This is a genomic window from Acidovorax sp. 22279 (assembly GCF_052045435.1).
Taxonomy (GTDB): Bacteria; Pseudomonadota; Gammaproteobacteria; order Burkholderiales; family Burkholderiaceae_C; genus Acidovorax; species Acidovorax delafieldii.
The window spans coordinates 523,535-539,373 of sequence record NZ_JBQEOV010000001.1 but is presented as its reverse complement, the minus strand read 5'-3'; the positions used below and the strand labels follow the sequence as shown (position 1 = coordinate 539,373).

19 protein-coding genes and 1 pseudogene are annotated in these 15,839 nt (G+C 67.8%); 11 read left to right on the top strand and 9 right to left on the bottom strand.

Annotated features, from left to right (window positions below; translation table 11 throughout):
- Positions 1-63: 63 nt before the first annotated feature.
- Positions 64-318, top strand: coding sequence for an acyl-CoA-binding protein (locus tag ACTJKQ_RS02385; protein WP_055397012.1), 255 nt, complete (start codon positions 64-66; stop codon positions 316-318).
- Positions 319-380: 62 nt separating this feature from the next.
- On the opposite strand, the gene ACTJKQ_RS02380 is transcribed toward ACTJKQ_RS02385, so the two are convergent.
- Positions 381-1,301 (bottom strand): hydroxymethylglutaryl-CoA lyase, encoded by a 921-nt coding sequence (locus tag ACTJKQ_RS02380; RefSeq protein ID WP_440595882.1) that lies wholly within the window; start codon positions 1,299-1,301, stop codon positions 381-383.
- A gap of 201 nt (positions 1,302-1,502) precedes the next feature.
- On the opposite strand from ACTJKQ_RS02380, the gene ACTJKQ_RS02375 reads away from it, so the two are divergent.
- Positions 1,503-2,564, top strand: coding sequence for an ornithine cyclodeaminase (locus ACTJKQ_RS02375; RefSeq protein WP_440595881.1), 1,062 nt, complete (start codon positions 1,503-1,505; stop codon positions 2,562-2,564).
- A gap of 21 nt (positions 2,565-2,585) precedes the next feature.
- On the opposite strand, the gene ACTJKQ_RS02370 is transcribed toward ACTJKQ_RS02375, so the two are convergent.
- From ACTJKQ_RS02370 to ACTJKQ_RS02360, 3 genes are read right to left on the bottom strand one after another with little or no spacing between them, the layout of a single operon-like run.
- Positions 2,586-3,290 (bottom strand): nitroreductase, encoded by a 705-nt coding sequence (locus ACTJKQ_RS02370; protein ID WP_440595880.1) that lies wholly within the window; start codon positions 3,288-3,290, stop codon positions 2,586-2,588.
- 8 nt (positions 3,291-3,298) lie between these two features.
- Positions 3,299-3,706: a polyhydroxyalkanoic acid system family protein gene (locus tag ACTJKQ_RS02365; RefSeq protein ID WP_260666066.1), complete on the bottom strand. Its 408-nt coding sequence runs from the start codon at positions 3,704-3,706 to the stop codon at positions 3,299-3,301.
- Positions 3,699-4,871 (bottom strand): aminopeptidase, encoded by a 1,173-nt coding sequence (locus tag ACTJKQ_RS02360; RefSeq protein ID WP_440595879.1) that lies wholly within the window; start codon positions 4,869-4,871, stop codon positions 3,699-3,701. Before ACTJKQ_RS02360 ends, ACTJKQ_RS02365 begins: the two co-directional genes overlap by 8 nt.
- Before the next feature lie 82 nt (positions 4,872-4,953).
- Between ACTJKQ_RS02360 and ACTJKQ_RS02355 the strand changes: the two genes are divergently transcribed.
- On the top strand, positions 4,954-5,628 hold the full coding sequence (locus ACTJKQ_RS02355; RefSeq protein ID WP_288852366.1) for a DNA-3-methyladenine glycosylase I: 675 nt from the start codon (positions 4,954-4,956) through the stop codon (positions 5,626-5,628).
- A 20-nt stretch (positions 5,629-5,648) separates the two neighbouring features.
- Here ACTJKQ_RS02355 and ACTJKQ_RS02350 read toward each other — a convergent pair.
- The 5 genes and pseudogenes from ACTJKQ_RS02350 to phnF form a co-directional block, all read right to left on the bottom strand.
- Positions 5,649-6,844: pseudogene (locus ACTJKQ_RS02350) on the bottom strand (MFS transporter).
- Positions 6,845-6,883: 39 nt separating this feature from the next.
- The gene (gene arsC / locus ACTJKQ_RS02345) at positions 6,884-7,306 is read right to left on the bottom strand and encodes an arsenate reductase (glutaredoxin) (RefSeq protein ID WP_440595878.1); all 423 of its coding nucleotides are present in this window, start codon (positions 7,304-7,306) and stop codon (positions 6,884-6,886) included.
- A 36-nt stretch (positions 7,307-7,342) separates the two neighbouring features.
- Complete coding sequence (gene phnN / locus ACTJKQ_RS02340; RefSeq protein ID WP_440595877.1) at positions 7,343-7,948, bottom strand: phosphonate metabolism protein/1,5-bisphosphokinase (PRPP-forming) PhnN; 606 nt, start codon at positions 7,946-7,948, stop codon at positions 7,343-7,345.
- The gene (locus tag ACTJKQ_RS02335; protein ID WP_440595876.1) at positions 7,945-8,673 is read right to left on the bottom strand and encodes a DUF1045 domain-containing protein; all 729 of its coding nucleotides are present in this window, start codon (positions 8,671-8,673) and stop codon (positions 7,945-7,947) included. The genes phnN and ACTJKQ_RS02335 overlap by 4 nt, the downstream gene beginning before the upstream one ends.
- Positions 8,660-9,442: a phosphonate metabolism transcriptional regulator PhnF gene (gene phnF / locus ACTJKQ_RS02330; RefSeq protein WP_008903098.1), complete on the bottom strand. Its 783-nt coding sequence runs from the start codon at positions 9,440-9,442 to the stop codon at positions 8,660-8,662. The genes ACTJKQ_RS02335 and phnF overlap by 14 nt, the downstream gene beginning before the upstream one ends.
- A 75-nt stretch (positions 9,443-9,517) precedes the next feature.
- Here phnF and phnG point away from each other — a divergent pair, with 75 nt between their 5' ends.
- From phnG to ACTJKQ_RS02290, 8 genes are read left to right on the top strand one after another with little or no spacing between them, the layout of a single operon-like run.
- Positions 9,518-10,030 (top strand): phosphonate C-P lyase system protein PhnG, encoded by a 513-nt coding sequence (phnG, locus tag ACTJKQ_RS02325; protein WP_440595875.1) that lies wholly within the window; start codon positions 9,518-9,520, stop codon positions 10,028-10,030.
- Complete coding sequence (gene phnH / locus ACTJKQ_RS02320) at positions 10,027-10,668, top strand: phosphonate C-P lyase system protein PhnH (RefSeq protein ID WP_440595874.1); 642 nt, start codon at positions 10,027-10,029, stop codon at positions 10,666-10,668. Before phnG ends, phnH begins: the two co-directional genes overlap by 4 nt.
- A 2-nt stretch (positions 10,669-10,670) precedes the next feature.
- Positions 10,671-11,774 (top strand): carbon-phosphorus lyase complex subunit PhnI, encoded by a 1,104-nt coding sequence (locus tag ACTJKQ_RS02315; RefSeq protein WP_440595873.1) that lies wholly within the window; start codon positions 10,671-10,673, stop codon positions 11,772-11,774.
- Positions 11,771-12,691, top strand: a complete 921-nt coding sequence (locus ACTJKQ_RS02310) for an alpha-D-ribose 1-methylphosphonate 5-phosphate C-P-lyase PhnJ (protein ID WP_440595872.1) — start codon at positions 11,771-11,773, stop codon at positions 12,689-12,691. Before ACTJKQ_RS02315 ends, ACTJKQ_RS02310 begins: the two co-directional genes overlap by 4 nt.
- A complete protein-coding gene (locus ACTJKQ_RS02305) occupies positions 12,688-13,149 on the top strand; it encodes an N-acetyltransferase family protein (RefSeq protein ID WP_440595871.1) in 462 nt (153 codons plus the stop codon). The genes ACTJKQ_RS02310 and ACTJKQ_RS02305 overlap by 4 nt, the downstream gene beginning before the upstream one ends.
- Positions 13,146-13,934 (top strand): phosphonate C-P lyase system protein PhnK, encoded by a 789-nt coding sequence (phnK, locus tag ACTJKQ_RS02300; protein ID WP_291442050.1) that lies wholly within the window; start codon positions 13,146-13,148, stop codon positions 13,932-13,934. Before ACTJKQ_RS02305 ends, phnK begins: the two co-directional genes overlap by 4 nt.
- Positions 13,931-14,665 carry a phosphonate C-P lyase system protein PhnL gene (gene phnL / locus ACTJKQ_RS02295; RefSeq protein WP_440595870.1) on the top strand — a complete coding sequence of 245 codons (735 nt, stop codon included), beginning with the start codon at positions 13,931-13,933 and terminating at the stop codon, positions 14,663-14,665. Before phnK ends, phnL begins: the two co-directional genes overlap by 4 nt.
- Positions 14,662-15,816: an alpha-D-ribose 1-methylphosphonate 5-triphosphate diphosphatase gene (locus ACTJKQ_RS02290; protein WP_440595869.1), complete on the top strand. Its 1,155-nt coding sequence runs from the start codon at positions 14,662-14,664 to the stop codon at positions 15,814-15,816. Before phnL ends, ACTJKQ_RS02290 begins: the two co-directional genes overlap by 4 nt.
- The last annotated feature ends 23 nt before the right edge of the window (positions 15,817-15,839 follow it).

Here is a 15,839-nt window from a genome sequence, read left to right as displayed (position 1 = left end):
CGCAGCAAACCCTTGCCGACACCGTTCTTTCCCTCCCCCACACATCCCAAGGAGCACACCGACATGGCCGACCTCAATGCCACCTTCGAAGCCGCCGTGGCCAATTCCAAGAACCTGAGCGAGCGTCCCGACAACGCCACGCTGCTCAAGATCTACGCGCTGTACAAGCAAGCCACCGCCGGCGACAACACCGAGAAGAAGCCCAGCTTCTCCGACATGGTGGGCCGTGCCAAGTGGGACGCCTGGGAAAAGCTCAAGGGCACGGGTGCCGACGAGGCCAAGCAACAATATGTGGACCTGATCACCTCGCTGAGCTGATACGGCGGTACCCCAAAGCAAAAGGCGACTTCGGTCGCCTTTTGCTTTGGGGGCAAAGGTGCCTAACGCTGAACCCACCCCTTGGGCAGTCCCGCTTCCGGCGTCATGCCGTAGACCGGCTCTCCGGGCAGCCCCGCCTGCAGCGGCACGCGGGCGGCCATCAGGCGCTCCAGGTCCACCCCCGTGGCAATGCCCATGGCTTCGAACATGAACACCAGGTCTTCCGTCACCACGTTGCCCGACGCGCCTGGCGCATAGGGGCAGCCGCCCAGGCCGCCCAGCGACGCATCAAAGGTGCGCACCCCCACGTCGTAGGCCGCCAGGCAATTGGCCAGACCCAGGCCGCGGGTGTTGTGCATGTGGGCCGCCCCGGCCTTCGCGCCCAGCTCGGCGCGCAGGCGCGTGAACAGGCGGCGCACCTGCGCCGGGTTGGCCATGCCGGTGGTGTCCGACAGGCCCACCTCGTCGGCCCCGGCCTCAGCGCACAGGCCTGCGAGCCAGATCACATCGTCCTCGGGCACCTCGCCCTGCAGCGTGCAACCAAAGGCGGTGGACAACCCGACCTCCACCAGCACGCCGGGCGCCTGCGCGTTACGCAGCTGTGCCACGGCGCGCACCTCCTCGACCATGGCCTCGCGTGTCTTGCGCACATTGGCCAGCGAATGGGCAGCACTGGCCGACACCGGCAGGGTGACCTTGTGCACCCCTGCTGCCAGCGCCGCCTCGGCGCCGCGCAGGTTGGGCGCCAGGGCCATCACGGTGATGCCAGGGTGGGTGAGCGCGTGCCGCACCACTTCGGCCACATCGGCCATCTGGGGCAGCAGGCGGGCGGGCACGAACGAGCCGACTTCGATCTCACGCAGGCCGGCCGCCACCAGGGCGTCGATCCAGCGCAGCTTGTCGGCCGTGGGCATGGTGGCTTTGACGGACTGCAGGCCATCGCGCGGGCCGACTTCGCTGATGAGGACTTGGGGTTGCGTCATGGTGCTGGACGGAGGATGCCGCCGAGGATAGCGCGCTGGCGCTGCCAGAAGGTGCTCTGGGGGTTTTGAACAAAGTGGCAATTTGTGATGCCATACCGGCAAACAGCCCAGCAATATGCAGCAGATTGGGCGATTCCCATTGTTTTGGCGCTTCGGGACACTGCTTGGAGCCGTATCCATTCCCATTCGGAGACAAGCGCCATGCCCTCACACCATCCTTTTTCCACCCGCTACCTCAGTGCCACCGATGTCATCGACATGGTGCAGCGCAAAGGCGTCGAGGCCTGCCTGCGCGGCATTGCCGACTACATCCTGGCCGACTTTCTGCGCTGGGGCGCGTTCGACAAATCCGCACGTGTGGCCAGCCACTCGCGCGACGGCGTGATCGAACTCATGCCCATTGCCGATGACCAGACCTATGCGTTCAAGTACGTCAACGGCCACCCCAAGAACACGCGCTGGGGCCTGCCTACGGTGATGGCGTTTGGCGTGCTTGCCGATGTGGCCACGGGCGCGCCGCTGCTGCTGAGCGAACTCACGCTCACCACCGCCCTGCGCACCGCCGCCATGTCGGCCGTGGCCGCCCACGCCCTGGCGCGGCCTGGCAGCCGCACCATGGCGCTGATCGGCAACGGCGCCCAAAGCGAGTTCCAGGCACTGGCCTTCCACCACCTGCTGGGCATCACCACGCTGCGGCTGTTTGATACCGACCCGGCCGCCACCGCCAAGCTGCAGGCCAACCTGCAAGGCACAGGCCTGCGCACCGTGGCCTGCAACAGCACGGCCGAGGCCGTGCGCGGCGCCGACGTCGTGACCACGGTGACGGCCGACAAGACCAACGCCACCATCCTCACGCCCGGCATGCTGGCGCCCGGCATGCACATCAACGCCGTGGGCGGCGACTGCCCTGGCAAGACCGAGCTGCATGCCGACGTTCTGCGCCAGGCCCAGGTGTTTGTGGAATACGCGCCGCAGACGCGCATCGAAGGCGACATCCAGCAGCTGCCTGCCGACTTTGGGGTGACCGAGCTGTGGGAAGTGCTGGCAGGCCAACACACCGGCCGGGCCAGCGATGCCGCAATAACGGTGTTTGACTCCGTAGGCTTTGCGCTGGAGGACTTTTCTGCGCTGCGCTTCTTGCGCGATACAGCCGCCGAGCTGGGCATGGGCCAACCCATCGAACTCATCCCCCAGCTGTCAGACCCCAAGAACCTGTTTGGGCTGCTGCGCACGCACAACCCCTTGCTGCGCGCTGTGGCCTGACGCCTGTCCGGTCACCCCTTCTCAGTCCCTCCAGACCACGCTGCTGGCGGAGTCGGCGCGTGTGGTGCGGAAATGGTTGGCCGGGTGGGCCGGGTCCGCCATGCCAAAGGAGATGCCGCAGACGATGCTGCGGTCGTTGCCAATGCCCAGCACCTCGCGCAGCACGCCGGGGTAGGACGCCAGCGCCGCCTGTGCGATGGAGCCCACGCCCAGACTGTGCGCGGCCAGCATGAAGTTGCTCACATACGCGCCACAGTCCACAGCACCATAGATGCCCAGTGCCTCGTCGCTGGTGACGATGGCCACATGCGGTGCGCCGAACATCGTGAAGTTCTGCGCCGCCTGGCGGGCCGAGGCTTCGCGGTCACCCTTGGCAATGCCCAGGGCTTCGTACAGGCCCCAGCCGCATTCGCGCCGCCGTTCCTGGTACACGCCCCGGTATTCGCGGGGCCAGGGCAGGTCGGGGTTGGGGGCTGCGGTGGTCATGTGCGACTGCAGTGCGCTGCGCAGGCGCTCCAGCGTGGCGCCGCTGGCTATGGTGAGCTGCCAGGGCTGCGCGTTGCACCACGATGCTGTGCGCTGCGCGGTGGCCAAGATGGCTTCGATGGTGCCGCGCGGCAACGGCTCGGGCAGAAAAGCGCGGCAGCTGTAGCGGGTGTGGAGCAGCGTGGAGAGGGTGTCAAACGCCGGGCTGTGGGCGGCGGTCCCGTTCGCAGGGGATGTCATGGCGGTGGCTAGGCCTTCTTGGCCTTGGCGGCAGGCTTGGCCGCTGCCTTGGGGGCCGGCTTGTCAGCATCCGCTTCTACTGCATGTTTCTTCTTGTCTGCGGCGGGCTTCTTGGCGCCGGGGTGGGGCGCGTTGAGGAGGGCGTCCAGCTGCTCGCCAATTTCGGCCTCGATGCGGTCCTTGAACGCGCCGAACAGAAAACCGAGCTGTGCCTTCATCTCGAACTGGTGGGCATCCACCAGCAGCGTGCCCTTGACGCCCGAGCGGGTGAAGGTGAGCAGGTCTTCCTTGTCCCCTTCTTCGTAGGTGCATTCCATGTCGAATTTTTCTTCGGCCTTTTCGGCCCAGGAGAAGGCGACCTTGCGGGCTTCCTTGAAGCCCAGGTGGTGTTCGCGGTGGATATGAATGTCAGGCACCGGCTGTCTCCTTGAGGTGTTGGGGGTCAGGTAAAAGGGCGCGCAGTGTGTCGTGCCGCTCGGGCAGGGGCTGCTGCGTCAGTTGTCGTACGGCATCATAAAACCGGGGCCAGTTGCGCCCCTCGCGTTCAAACAAGGCCTCGAACGCGGGCACCAGTTCGTCGTAGGCGGCCTGGGCGGCAAAACTGGCGTTGTTGGCTTGGGCCACCCAGCGGTCGTAGCCTGCCACCTGGGCAGTGGTGGCCCGGGGGGGCGTCCCGCCGGGCGCGTCCAGCCAGCGTGCGCGCAGTGCGGCATAGTCGTCTCGGAAAGCCTTCATTGCTTCCGTTTTCATAGCATTCAGCGCATGATCCTCTAGCGCTTGAAGCTCCTTTTGCTCATAAATGGCCGCCAGGCGGGTGCGCGTGGCCCGGGTGAGCATGCGGAAGGCGCTGCGCCGCGCTTCGCTGGTGGCGTAGGCCTCGCGCGCGGCGGGGGGGGACTGCGTGGCCAGCCACCGCGCCACGCCAATGCGTTCCACCGCCGTGGCAAAGGACTCGTTGAACAAGGTGTCGTTCTTGGCATAGACCACCTGGTGCGCCAGCTCGTGGAACAGCAGGCGCACAAAGTCACCCTCGGGCCAGGCGATGAAGGTGGACAGCAGCGGGTCGCCGCCCGCCCAGTTCATGTAGCCCAGCGTGGAGTAGGCGGGCACGCCGTACACCTCCACCTCCAGGCCCTGCGCGGCCAGTTCGGCGGCCTCGGCCTGTGCCGCAGCCTCGGTGAAATAGCCCCGGTAGCCGATGCAGCCCGTGACCGGAAAGCACCAGGTGTGCAGCGTCAGCGAATAGGGCGGCGCGGCGACCACATTCCACACGGCGGCGGGGCGCTTCAGGTCGGCATAGCGGCGGTAGCTGGCGTTGTCGGGCAGGCCGAGTTCCGCCACCGCAAAAGCCCGCGCACGTTGCGCCAGCTGCAGCCGCTCGCGCAGGGCGGGCGAGATGTCCTTGCGCGCCACCCATTCGTCAATCGGTTCTGCGGCATGCATGATCTGCATGTGCCCGCGCAGCGATTGCCAGTAGTAGCCCAGCGCGTTGGAGGGACCGGTGGTGCTGGCGCAGCCGGCCAGCACCAGGCAAAACATCAGGCTGAAAGTGGCCCGCAGGCGGGAAGGTGGCTGGCGCATGCAGCGCAGTTTATGGGCAGATTGAACCCTTTGCGTTCGCCCTGTCAGCAGCCTGGCTGTTGCGCTTTCTAGAATGCCGCGCATGACCCCTTTGACCGCTCCCGATCCTGCTCGCCCACCTGCGCTGGCCGACGGCCTGTTCGCTGACGAGGCCGGTTGCCCGCGCTGCACCTGGTGCCAGTCCACGCCGCTGTACCGCCACTACCACGACACCGAGTGGGGCTTTCCGGTGGCCGACGACCGCAGGCTGTTCGAGAAGATCTGCCTGGAGGGTTTTCAATCGGGCCTGAGCTGGCTCACCATCCTGAACAAGCGCGAGGGCTTTCGTGCCGCGTTCGCGAACTTCGACGCCGAGCAGGTGGCAGCCTTCGGCCCGGCCGAGATCGAGCGCCTGGTGCAGGACGCGGCCATCGTGCGCCACCGGGGCAAGATCGAGTCCACCATCAACAATGCCCACCGTGTGCTGGAGCTGCGGCGCGAGTTTGGTTCGCTGGCGCACTACGCCTGGCGCTATGAGCCCGCTGCCACCGACCGGCCCGAGCGCATCACGCGCGAAGTGGCGCGCACCCTGTCCACATCGCCGGCTTCCATTGCCATGTCCAAGGACCTGAAAAAGCGCGGCTGGAGCTTTGTGGGCCCGACCACGGTGTACGCCTTCATGCAGGCGATGGGGCTTGTCAACGACCACCTGGAAGGCTGCCATTCGCGCCCCGCAGCGCTCGCGGCGCGGAAGGCGTTTGAGGTGCCGCGCGGCTGACCGATGGATTGATAGCTCGTTCAGGCCCGCGCCACGGGACGCAGCAGCCACAGCGCTCCCAACGCGGCCAGGCCCAGCAGTGTGGTGAGCCACAGGGCCGCTGCCCCGGCGCTGTCCAGCAGCATGCCAAACAGCACCGGTGCAAAAGCCTGCGCCACGCGGGCGGGCACCATCATCAGGCCCTGGCGCGCGCCGTAGCCTGCTGGCCCAAACAGCACCAGTGGCAGCGTGCCCTTGGCAATGGTCAGTATCCCGTTGCCTGCCCCGTGCAGCACGGTGAACACCGCTGCCGCAGGCCCGCCCAGCACCATCAGCAGGCCCGCCCCCACGGGGTGTGCGGCGGCAGCCAGCTGGGCCGACAGCAGCGGGTGCAGGCGGCGCAGAAAACCAAACTCCAGCAGGCGCGCCGCCACCTGTGCCGGGCCCACCAGCGCCGCCAGTGCCACTGCCGCCTGCAGCGATGTGCCACTGGCCTGCAGCAGGCGAGGAAGGTGCGCTGCCATGGCGGTGCTCGTGAACCAGGTGACCGCAAACACTAAGGACAGCAGCACGGTGGTGCGCAGCGGGTGGGCTGGAGTGAGCGGGGCGGATACGGCCGGTTCTGTGGTGGGCGCTGCGATGGCGTCCGTCGATGGTTCGGGGGCCTTGTCTGCGGCGTCGGCGCGTGGCAGCCAGCCATTGAGCGGAACGCCCACCAGCAAGTGCAATGCGGCCCAGCCCGCACACGCTCCGCGCCAACCCCACTGCGTCTCCATCCAGGCCGACAGCGGCCAGCCCACGGTGCTGGCAAACCCCGCGATCAGCGTGATGCCGGTGATGGCGCTGCGCGCGCTCTGGCCGTACAGCCGCACCAGCGTGGCAAACGCCGCCTCGTACAGGCCCGACCCCATGGCCACGCCCATCAGCACCCACGCAGCAAACAGGCCCACCGGGCCTTGCGCCAGGGCCATGCCCGCCAGAGCAGCTGCAAACAACAGGTTGGTGCCCACCAGCACCGGGCGGCCACCATGGCGGTCGATGGCGCGGCCTGCGAAGGGCCCGAGCAGCGCCGACACGATGAGCGCCAACGAAAACGCTGCGAACACCGTGGGCGTGGCCNCAGGTCGCGCGCCATGGGCGCGGCCAGCATGGCGGGCAGGTAGTAGGAGGAGGCCCATGCCAGGGTCTGGGCCGTGCCCAGGCGCGCCACGGTCCAGCTTTGTGACGCGGCACTCATCCTGCGCGGTGCGCTACGGCATGGGAGTTTGCAACCGCCTCAGACACGCTGGCCCTGGGTGTTGATGACGACTTCGCCATCTTCCTTGGTGAAAGCGCCTTGCTGTGGGGCGGGGAGGATGTCCAGCACTTGCTCGGACGGGCGGCACAGCCGCGTGCCCAGGGGCGTGACCACGATGGGGCGGTTGATGAGGATGGGGTGCTGCAGCATCGCGTCGATGAGCTGTGCGTCGGTGACGCTCGGTGCGTCCAGTTGCAGCTCGGTGAAGATCGCTTCCTTGGTGCGCACGGCGTTGATCACCGGCTCGCCCGTGGCAGCAATCAGCGCCACCAGCGTGGCACGGTCGGGCGGGGTCTTGAGGTACTCAATGACCTCGGGCTCCACGCCGCTGTTTCGGATCATGGCCAGCGTGTTGCGGGACGTGCCGCATTTGGGGTTGTGATAGACGGTGATGGCAGTCATGGTGGGTGCTGTGGATGGCTGACGGGATGGAAAGGGTTACGAATAGGCAGGTTGTTGGCGTGAAAGTTTGCCACTGTGCAGGGGCCAGCCCGGCAACTGCTCCAGCGCGTTCAGTAGTCGCTGGCCTGCATTGCCCAGCGCGTCGTCGTTGTGTACCTCTAGGCTGACAGTGCCTGGGGGCGGTGTGTAGGCCATGGCCCGTTGCACGCGGGCCTCCACCTGCTCAGGACTCTCGCGGCCCCGCGACAGTATTCGCTCGCGCAGCACCTGGGGGCTGGCGGTGATGTGCACCGCTACGAGGTCCGGGAAGCGCGCCAGGGCCTCAGGCAAGTAGGCGCGCGAGCCATTGAGCAGCACCCAGTGGCCTTGGGCCAGCGGCGCCAGTTGTGCATGCCGCACGCCGTAGCCCAGGCTGTTGGCTTCCCAGTGCAGGGCAAAGGCCAGTTCGTGGCGCAAAGCAACAAACGTTTCGGGCGAAACACTTTCATGGGCTTCGCCGCCCGGCATGGCGGAGCGGCTGATGGTGCGCTGCGCCCAGTGCACGGGGCACGGGGTGGGCAGGTGTGCCCGCAACCAGTCCAGCAGGCTGTCTTTGCCCGCGCCCGAGGGGCCCATGCAGTAGACCAGCCGGCCCGCGGTCATGCGCCCATCTCCAGGTGATCCAGCAGCACAAAGTCGGCGCCGGGTGTGGGCTCTGCGAACAAGGCCAGGCTGTTGAACTTCAGGATGGGAAGGTCCGAGAAGAACTCCTGCGCGGCCTCGAACACCAAGGCCTGTGTTGGCGGGTCCACCTGCGCCAAGCTGCCGGTGAGCGACAGGTGAAAGCGGAACTCGTCCAACACAAACGGGTAGCCCCATTGCTGCAGCAGCGCGTCCTGCCGGGCAGTGAGCCCCGCCGCGCGGCGCCGGGCGAGGTCGGCGTCGGACAAGGGTGCGGCCCAGGGCTGCAGCGCCGTCACGCAGGTGGCGGCGGTCTCCTGGATCTGCGCATTGGCGGGGTGCAACGCCGGGGGCACCAGCGCCAGAAAGTCGTCGATGCGTTGCACCTGCAGGGGCGGCAGCACAAAGGGTTGCAGCCCGCGCGCCACGGATTGCACGGCCTGGTGCAGCGTGATCCAGTCGGTGCCGGGCGCCAGTGCAAACGGCGCCTTGAGCGTGGCGTGCCAGCCGTAGCGGCGGGGCGCTGCGGTCAGGCGGTGCAGGTCGTCCGCCGCCACGCCGTCGATGGCGAGCTGCTGCAGCGGCTGCAGCAGCGCAGCGCAGCGCCCCAGCCAGTGGCTGCCGGCCAGCCAGCCCAGGCTGCCCGGGTTGGGTGCGAAATAGACCGCATAGCGGTGGTGGGTGGGTGGCATGTCAGGCGTGTTCATCGTGGTCAATGGTAAGTTTCACGCGGTCGCCCGCAAACCAGGCGCGCGCCCATTCGATGGGCGTGCCTGCCAGGTCCACGTTCAGGCTCTCTACCTGCAGCACGGGGCGTGACGTGGGCTGGCGCAACTGGGCGGCCACTTCGGCGCTCGGCAGCTCGGCGGTGATGCGGCTTTCGCGGCGCGTGTAGTCGGCCACGCCGTGGGCGGTGAAGCCTGCGGTGATGGAGCCCGTTTCGCGCACCACGGCCGCCAGGTTTTCGAAGCGGGGCAGGGGAAAGTAGCGCTCGCTGATGTGCAGGGGCTGGCCCTCGGCGTCGCCCCGCACGCGCAGCGCCAGCAGCGGGCTGCGTGCAGGCACCTGCAGCGCCTTGGCCAGCGCCGCCGTGGCGCGCGTGGTCTGGGCCTGCAGCACCACCAGGCTGCCGCGCAGACCGGCCTGTGCCAGGCCCTGCTGGTGGCGCGTGCGCTTGCCCAGCACCAGGTCCACCGCAAAGTCTTCCACATAGGTGCCGCTGCCCTGCGTGATGCGCACCAGCCCCTGGCTGCACAGGCTGGCGAGCGAACGGCGGATGGTGTGGCGGTTCACGCCGAACTGCTCGGCCAGCGCGTGCTCCGAGGGCAGTCGCTGGCCCGGCGGATAAACGCCGCTGCCGATGGCCTCGGCCAGCTCGGCGGCTATGCGCGTCCAGAAGCTGTCGCGCGCAGGGCGCAGTGGTGGTGCTTGCGGGACCTGTAGCGGGGTCGTGAGAGAGGTGGTGCTGGCTGTCATGAAACCTACATGCGCGCTCTTTAAGCTGGCGCCAGTTGTTCAATTTGTCTATACAACTTTCAGGGTACCACTTCCATGTTTCAAGCCTTTGACAACCCGGGACCGGGCCGCCCCCTGGGCCGCGCGCAGTGGATGGCGCTGCTGGCCCGGGCGCCGCTGGGGCTGCTCGAATCTGCGTTGCACGAGCATGCCACGCGCCCCGCGCGCTGGCTGCGTGCACCAGAGACCGGCCTGATGATGGTGCAGGGCCGCGCCGGTGGCACGGGCGAGCGCTTCAACCTGGGTGAGGTCACCGTCACCCGCTGTGCGCTGCGCGTGGCCGACGCATCGGACGCCGCCGAGGCCACTGTGGGCGTGGCCTACGTGCTGGGCCGCTCGCACCGCCAGGTGCAGCTGGCGGCCTTGGCCGATGCGCTGCTGCAAGACCCTGTTCAGCAACCGGTGCTGGACGCACAACTGCTCGAACCCATCCGCAACCACCTGCGCAACACCCAGGCCGAGCGCCAGGCGCGGGCCGCCAGCACCAAGGTGGACTTCTTTACCGTGGCGCGCGAGAGCGGTTGCGACAACGACGAGGACACCGAATGAGCACGAACTCCTTGGCATCGCTGGGTGCCGGATTCTCGAACGAAGCCTTTGGCAGCCAGGCGGTGTTCCGCGCCGTGCTGCAGGCGCTGTCGCACCCCGGCCGCACGGTGGCGGTAGAACACGACGCGCAAGCTCCTGCCGTGGGGCATGCCGCATCGGCTGCCGTGCTGCTGGCGCTGCTCGACAGCGACTGCACGTTGTGGCTCTCGCCCAGGCTGGCAAACAGCGATGCCGGTGCCTGGCTGCGCTTTCACACAGGCTGCACTGTGGTGACCGATCCGGTGCAGGCCCGCTTTGTGTGGGTGGCGCAGGGCGACGAATGGCCAGCGCTCGGCAGCCTGGCCTTGGGCACCGACGTCTACCCGGACCAATCGGCCACCTGCGTGGTCGATGTACCGCGCGCCACCGCCACCAAGGCGGACGCCATCAATGCGTGGCAATTGCGCGGACCGGGAATTCAGGAGATGGCGGCTTTGCAGGTGGATGGTTTGCCCGAGGACTTCGAGACTCACTGGGCAGCCAACCACGCAGTGTTTCCACGCGGTGTGGATCTGCTGCTGGCCACTCCAGACCACATCGTGGGCCTGCCACGTACCACGCGGGCAGCGCGCGGTGCCACTGCACTTCAGGAGGCCTGAGCATGTACGTAGCCGTCAAGGGCGGAGAAGCCGCCATTCTCAACAGCTACCAGTTGCTGGCCCGCCAGCGCCGTGGCGATACCGCACAACCCGAACTCTCGGTAGCGCAGATCCGCCAGCAGCTCAAGCTGGCGGTGGACCGCGTCATGACCGAGGGATCGGTGTACGACCCCGAGCTTGCGGCCCTGGCCATCAAGCAGGCAGCAGGCGACCTGGTGGAAGCCATCTTTTTGCTGCGCGCCTACCGCGCCACGCTGCCGCGCCTGGGCACCACCTGCCCGTTGGACACCAGCCGCATGGTGCTAGACCGGCGCATCTCCGCCACCTTCAAGGACCTGCCCGGCGGGCAGGTGCTGGGCCCCACCTACGACTACACGCAGCGCCTGCTCGACTTCAAGCTGCTGGCAGAAGTCACGGTGACGTCACCTGCCGCTGCGGCAGCGGTTGTGCCACCCGGCCCCACCCCGCGCGTGGTGGACCTGCTCAACCAGGAAGGCTTGATCGAAACCCGCCCCGTGCCCCCGGGCGACCCGGCGCCCACGGACCTGACCCGCGAGCCACTGCGCTTCCCTGCCAACCGCGCCACGCGCCTGCAAAACCTGGCGCGCGGGGACGAGGGCTTCTTGCTCGCCATGGCGTATTCCACGCAGCGCGGCTATTCGCACTCGCACCCGTTTGTGGGTGAGGTGCGCCTGGGCACGGTAGCGGTGGAGGTCGTACCCGAAGAGCTGGGCTTTGCCATCGAGATCGGTGACATCGAGATCACCGAATGCGAAATGGTGAACCAGTTTGCGGGCAGCAAGAGCCAGCCCCCGCAGTTCACGCGCGGCTACGGTCTGGCTTTTGGCCACAGCGAGCGCAAGGCGATGGCCATGAGCTTGGTGGACCGAGCCCTCCGTGCCGATGAGCTGGGTGAACCGGTGGAGTCGCCCGCGCAGATGCAGGAATTTGTGCTGGGCCACAGCGACAGCCTGGAGGCGTCTGGCTTCGTGCAGCACCTGAAGTTGCCCCACTACGTGGACTTTCAGTCCGAACTGGAGCTGGTGCGCAAGATGCGCGCCGCTGCCGCCCACCCCACCACCCCCGCCGAGGAGGATGCCGCATGAGCGCGCCCATGGAACCCGCCGTGATGGGCTTGCCCGCCGACGCCGCACCGGTGGACGGCCACTTCAACTTTGCCTACCTGGACGAGCGCACCAAGCGCATGATCCGCCGCGCCATCCTCAAGGCCGTGGCCATCCCCGGCTACCAGGTGCCGTTTGGCTCCCGCGAAATGCCGCTGCCCTATGGCTGGGGCACGGGCGGCATCCAGGTCACCGCTTCCATCATCGGCCCGCAGGACTGCCTCAAGGTCATCGACCAGGGATCGGATGACACGGTCAACGCGGTCAACATCCGCCGCTTCTTCGAGCGCACCACGGCCGTGGAGACCACCACCCGCACACGCGCGGCCACGCTGATCCAGACGCGCCACCGCATCCCCGAGACACCGCTGGCCGAGGGCCAGGTCATCGTCTACCAAGTGCCAGTGCCCGAGCCCATGCAGCGCCTGGAGCCGCGGGAGACCGAAACGCGCACTCTGCATGGCCTGGCCGAGTACGGGCTCATGCACGTCAAGCTCTACGAAGACATCGCGCGCTACGGCCACATTGCCACCACCTACGACTACCCCGTGCTGGTCAACGGCCGCTATGTGATGGCGCCGTCGCCCATCCCCAAGTTCGACAACCCCAAGATGCACATGAACCCCGCGCTGCAGCTGTTTGGCGCGGGCCGCGAAAAGCGCATCTATGCCGTGCCGCCCTATACGCCGGTGGAGAGCCTGGGTTTTGAGGACCACCCGTTCGAGGTGCAGCGCTGGGATGCTGCCTGCGCGCTGTGTGGCGCCACCGACAGCTTTCTGGACGAGGTCATCACCGACGACCAGGGCGGGCGCATGCATGTCTGTTCCGATTCGGACTACTGCCAGGAGCGCCAGGCGCAGCAGGCCGAAACGGCGCGGGTGGAAGGCGGCGCCGCATGAGCACCGTGCACCTCCGCGAAGCCCGGCAGGCAGACCTGGAGAGCGTGCTGGCGCTGTATGCCGCCATTGAAGACAGCCCGGTCGACGTGCTGACCCTGGAAGAAGCCCAGGCCGTGTGGGCCCAGTTCGCCCGCTACCCCAGCTACCGCCTGTGGGTGGCCTGTGACCCCGCGCAGCACGGCGCCGTGGTGGGCACCTATGCGCTGCTCGTCATGCACAACCTGGCGCACCGGGGCACGCCCTCGGCCATCGTCGAAGACGTGGTGGTGGCACAGGACCAGCAGGGCCGAGGCATTGGCCGCCAGATGATGGCCCACGCCATGCAGCAGGCGCGCGACGCGGGCTGCTACAAGCTCGCGCTCTCGTCCAACGCCCGCCGCAAGGGCGCGCATGCCTTCTATGAATCCTTGGGCTTTGCGCAGCATGGCCTGAGCTTTGTTGTCGAGACCCTCACATGAATCACCCCGAACCTTCTGCGCCGCTGCTGAGCGTGCGCAACGTCAGCAAGCGCTATGGTGACCGCGTGGCGCTGCACGGCGCGTCCTTTGACCTGTGGCCCGGCGAGGTGCTCGCCGTGGTGGGGGAGTCGGGCTCCGGCAAGTCCACGCTGCTCAACGCCATTGCAGCACGCAGCGCCCCGGACGAAGGCACGGTGCAGTTCCGCCAGCGCAGCGGAGAGCTGCAAGACATCTACGCCATGACCGAAGCGCAGCAGCGTCTGCTGGCCCGCACCGACTGGGGCTTTGTGCACCAGAACGCGGCAGACGGCCTGCGCATGGATGTGTCCGCCGGTGCCAACGTGGGCGAGCGCCTGATGGGCCTGGGCGAGCGCCACTATGGCCGCCTGCGCGCCACGGCCACCGAATGGCTGCAGCGTGTGGAGATCGACGCGGCGCGCATCGACGACGCACCACGCACGTTTTCGGGCGGCATGCGCCAGCGCCTGCAGATTGCGCGCAACCTGGTCACGCAGCCCCGCCTGGTGTTCATGGACGAACCCACCTCGGGCCTCGATGTATCAGTGCAGGCGCGCCTGCTGGACCTGCTGCGCCAGCTCACGCGGCAGATGCAGTTGGCGGCCATTGTGGTCACGCACGACCTGGCCGTGGCACGCCTGCTGGCCCACCGCATGGTGGTCATGCAGCGCGGCCGCGTGGTGGAGGCCGGCCTGACCGACCAGGTGCTCGACGACCCGCAACACCCTTACACCCAGCTCCTCGTTTCTTCGGTACTGCAGCCATGAACCAGCCCCCTTCCATTGCGCCCATTCTCCAGATGCAAGGGGTGGCCAAGCGCTTCACCCTGCACCACCAGAACGGCATCGAACTGCCCGTGCTCGCCCAGGTGGACCTGGCGGTGCAGCCCGGTGAATGTGTGGTGCTGGACGGCCCCTCGGGCATGGGCAAGAGCACGCTGCTCAAGATGATCTACGCCAACTACCGGGTCAATGCAGGGAGCATCACCGTGCGCTCGGCCGATGGCGCAGTGGTGGATGTGACGCAGGCCACGCCGCGTGCGCTGGTGCAGCTGCGGCGCGACACCGTGGGCTATGTGAGCCAGTTCCTCCGGGTCATCCCGCGCGTGTCGGCGCTGGACGTGGTGGCCGAGCCACTGGCGGAAGACGCCGGCGACGACCCAGCGGGCATCGAGGCCGCACGCGAGACCGCCCGGCAGTGGCTGACCCGCCTGCGCATCCCCGAGCGGCTGTGGCACCTTCCACCCGCCACCTTCTCGGGCGGGGAGCAGCAGCGCATCAACATTGCCCGCAACATGATCAAGCCCAAACCCCTGCTGTTGCTGGACGAGCCCACCGCATCGCTCGATGCAGCCAACACCGAGACCGTGATCGCCATGATCCGCGAGGCCGTAGCGCGCGGCGCGGCCCTGGTGGGCATCTTTCACGACGCGCAGGTGGGCGCCGCCGTGGCCACACGCCGGGTGAATGTGGGCGACTTTCGGGGAGTATCGGCATGACCGCGACCGTGTTCAAGAACGCCCGCATGGTGCTGTCGGGCGAAGTGGTGTTGGGCAGCCTGCAGGTGGATGGCGGGCGCATTGCGTCGCTGGATAGTGGGGGCACTGCGGCCCTGCAAGGCATCGACCTGGGGGGCGACTACCTGCTGCCGGGCTTGGTCGAAATCCACACCGACAACTTCGAGCGCCACCTGATGCCGCGACCCAAGGTGCAATGGGCCGAGATGCCCGCACTGCTGGCGCACGACGCCGAGATTGCGGCCGCAGGCATCACCACGGTGCTGGATGCGCTGGGCGTGGGCGAGGCCGATGTGGACAGCCTGCGCGGCAGCGCCTGGAACCGCGTGCTCGACACCATCGACACCTGCACCGAGCGCAACCTGCTGCGGGCCGACCACCACCTGCATGTGCGCTGCGAGCTGCCTGCGCCCAACACCATCGACCTGTTCGAGCCGTTCCACGGGCACCCGCGCCTGTCGTTGATCTCACTGATGGACCACACCCCAGGTCAGCGCCAGTGGGAGAACATCGAGCAGGCGCGCACCTACTACACCGGCAAGAAGGGCTGGAGCGCCGAGAAATTCGAGCGCCAGGTGGCGCACGCTGCCACGCTGCAGGCGCAGTACGCCGAGCCACACCGTGCGTACTTCGTGGATTACTGCCGCACGCACGGCATCTCGCTGGCCAGCCACGACGACACCACGGTGGCCCATGTGGAGCAGGCCCATGCCGAAGGGGCCGCGATGTCGGAGTTCCCGACCACACTGGCCGCAGCCCAGGCCGCGCACGAACGTGGCTTGCTCACCGTGATGGGCGGGCCCAACGTGGTGCGCGGTGGTTCGCATTCGGGCAACGTGGCGGCGGCCGACCTGGCGCGCAGGGGGCTCTTGGACATCCTCTCGTCCGACTATGTGCCCGGCAGTCTGCTGAGCGCGGTGATGCGGCTGGTGCAGGACGACATCCTGCCTTTACCACAGGCTGTGGCCACCGTCACCCACAACCCGGCCAAGGCGGCGGGCATGCTGGACCGGGGCGCGCTGGCGCCCGGCCTGCGCGCCGACCTGGTGCAGGTGCACATGGCCGAGCTGCCCGATGGCGGCCGCCAGGCCGTGGTGCGTGGGGTGTGGCGCGAAGGGCAGCGCGTCCTGTAGAGCGCGTGCAGGTCGTTTCCTGA

Excerpts from the sequence above, each read along its gene's own strand:
- ACTJKQ_RS02385 (WP_055397012.1), top strand. The coding sequence starts at position 64 with ATGGCCGACCTCAATGCCACCTTCGAAGCCGCCGTGGCCAATTCCAAG.
- ACTJKQ_RS02380 (WP_440595882.1), bottom strand. The coding sequence starts at position 1,301 with ATGACGCAACCCCAAGTCCTCATCAGCGAAGTCGGCCCGCGCGATGGC.
- ACTJKQ_RS02375 (WP_440595881.1), top strand. The coding sequence starts at position 1,503 with ATGCCCTCACACCATCCTTTTTCCACCCGCTACCTCAGTGCCACCGAT.
- ACTJKQ_RS02370 (WP_440595880.1), bottom strand. The coding sequence starts at position 3,290 with ATGACATCCCCTGCGAACGGGACCGCCGCCCACAGCCCGGCGTTTGAC.
- ACTJKQ_RS02360 (WP_440595879.1), bottom strand. The coding sequence starts at position 4,871 with ATGCGCCAGCCACCTTCCCGCCTGCGGGCCACTTTCAGCCTGATGTTT.
- ACTJKQ_RS02355 (WP_288852366.1), top strand. The coding sequence starts at position 4,954 with ATGACCCCTTTGACCGCTCCCGATCCTGCTCGCCCACCTGCGCTGGCC.
- arsC (WP_440595878.1), bottom strand. The coding sequence starts at position 7,306 with ATGACTGCCATCACCGTCTATCACAACCCCAAATGCGGCACGTCCCGC.
- phnN (WP_440595877.1), bottom strand. The coding sequence starts at position 7,948 with ATGACCGCGGGCCGGCTGGTCTACTGCATGGGCCCCTCGGGCGCGGGC.
- ACTJKQ_RS02335 (WP_440595876.1), bottom strand. The coding sequence starts at position 8,673 with ATGAACACGCCTGACATGCCACCCACCCACCACCGCTATGCGGTCTAT.
- phnF (WP_008903098.1), bottom strand. The coding sequence starts at position 9,442 with ATGACAGCCAGCACCACCTCTCTCACGACCCCGCTACAGGTCCCGCAA.
- phnG (WP_440595875.1), top strand. The coding sequence starts at position 9,518 with ATGTTTCAAGCCTTTGACAACCCGGGACCGGGCCGCCCCCTGGGCCGC.
- phnH (WP_440595874.1), top strand. The coding sequence starts at position 10,027 with ATGAGCACGAACTCCTTGGCATCGCTGGGTGCCGGATTCTCGAACGAA.
- ACTJKQ_RS02315 (WP_440595873.1), top strand. The coding sequence starts at position 10,671 with ATGTACGTAGCCGTCAAGGGCGGAGAAGCCGCCATTCTCAACAGCTAC.
- ACTJKQ_RS02310 (WP_440595872.1), top strand. The coding sequence starts at position 11,771 with ATGAGCGCGCCCATGGAACCCGCCGTGATGGGCTTGCCCGCCGACGCC.
- ACTJKQ_RS02305 (WP_440595871.1), top strand. The coding sequence starts at position 12,688 with ATGAGCACCGTGCACCTCCGCGAAGCCCGGCAGGCAGACCTGGAGAGC.
- phnK (WP_291442050.1), top strand. The coding sequence starts at position 13,146 with ATGAATCACCCCGAACCTTCTGCGCCGCTGCTGAGCGTGCGCAACGTC.
- phnL (WP_440595870.1), top strand. The coding sequence starts at position 13,931 with ATGAACCAGCCCCCTTCCATTGCGCCCATTCTCCAGATGCAAGGGGTG.
- ACTJKQ_RS02290 (WP_440595869.1), top strand. The coding sequence starts at position 14,662 with ATGACCGCGACCGTGTTCAAGAACGCCCGCATGGTGCTGTCGGGCGAA.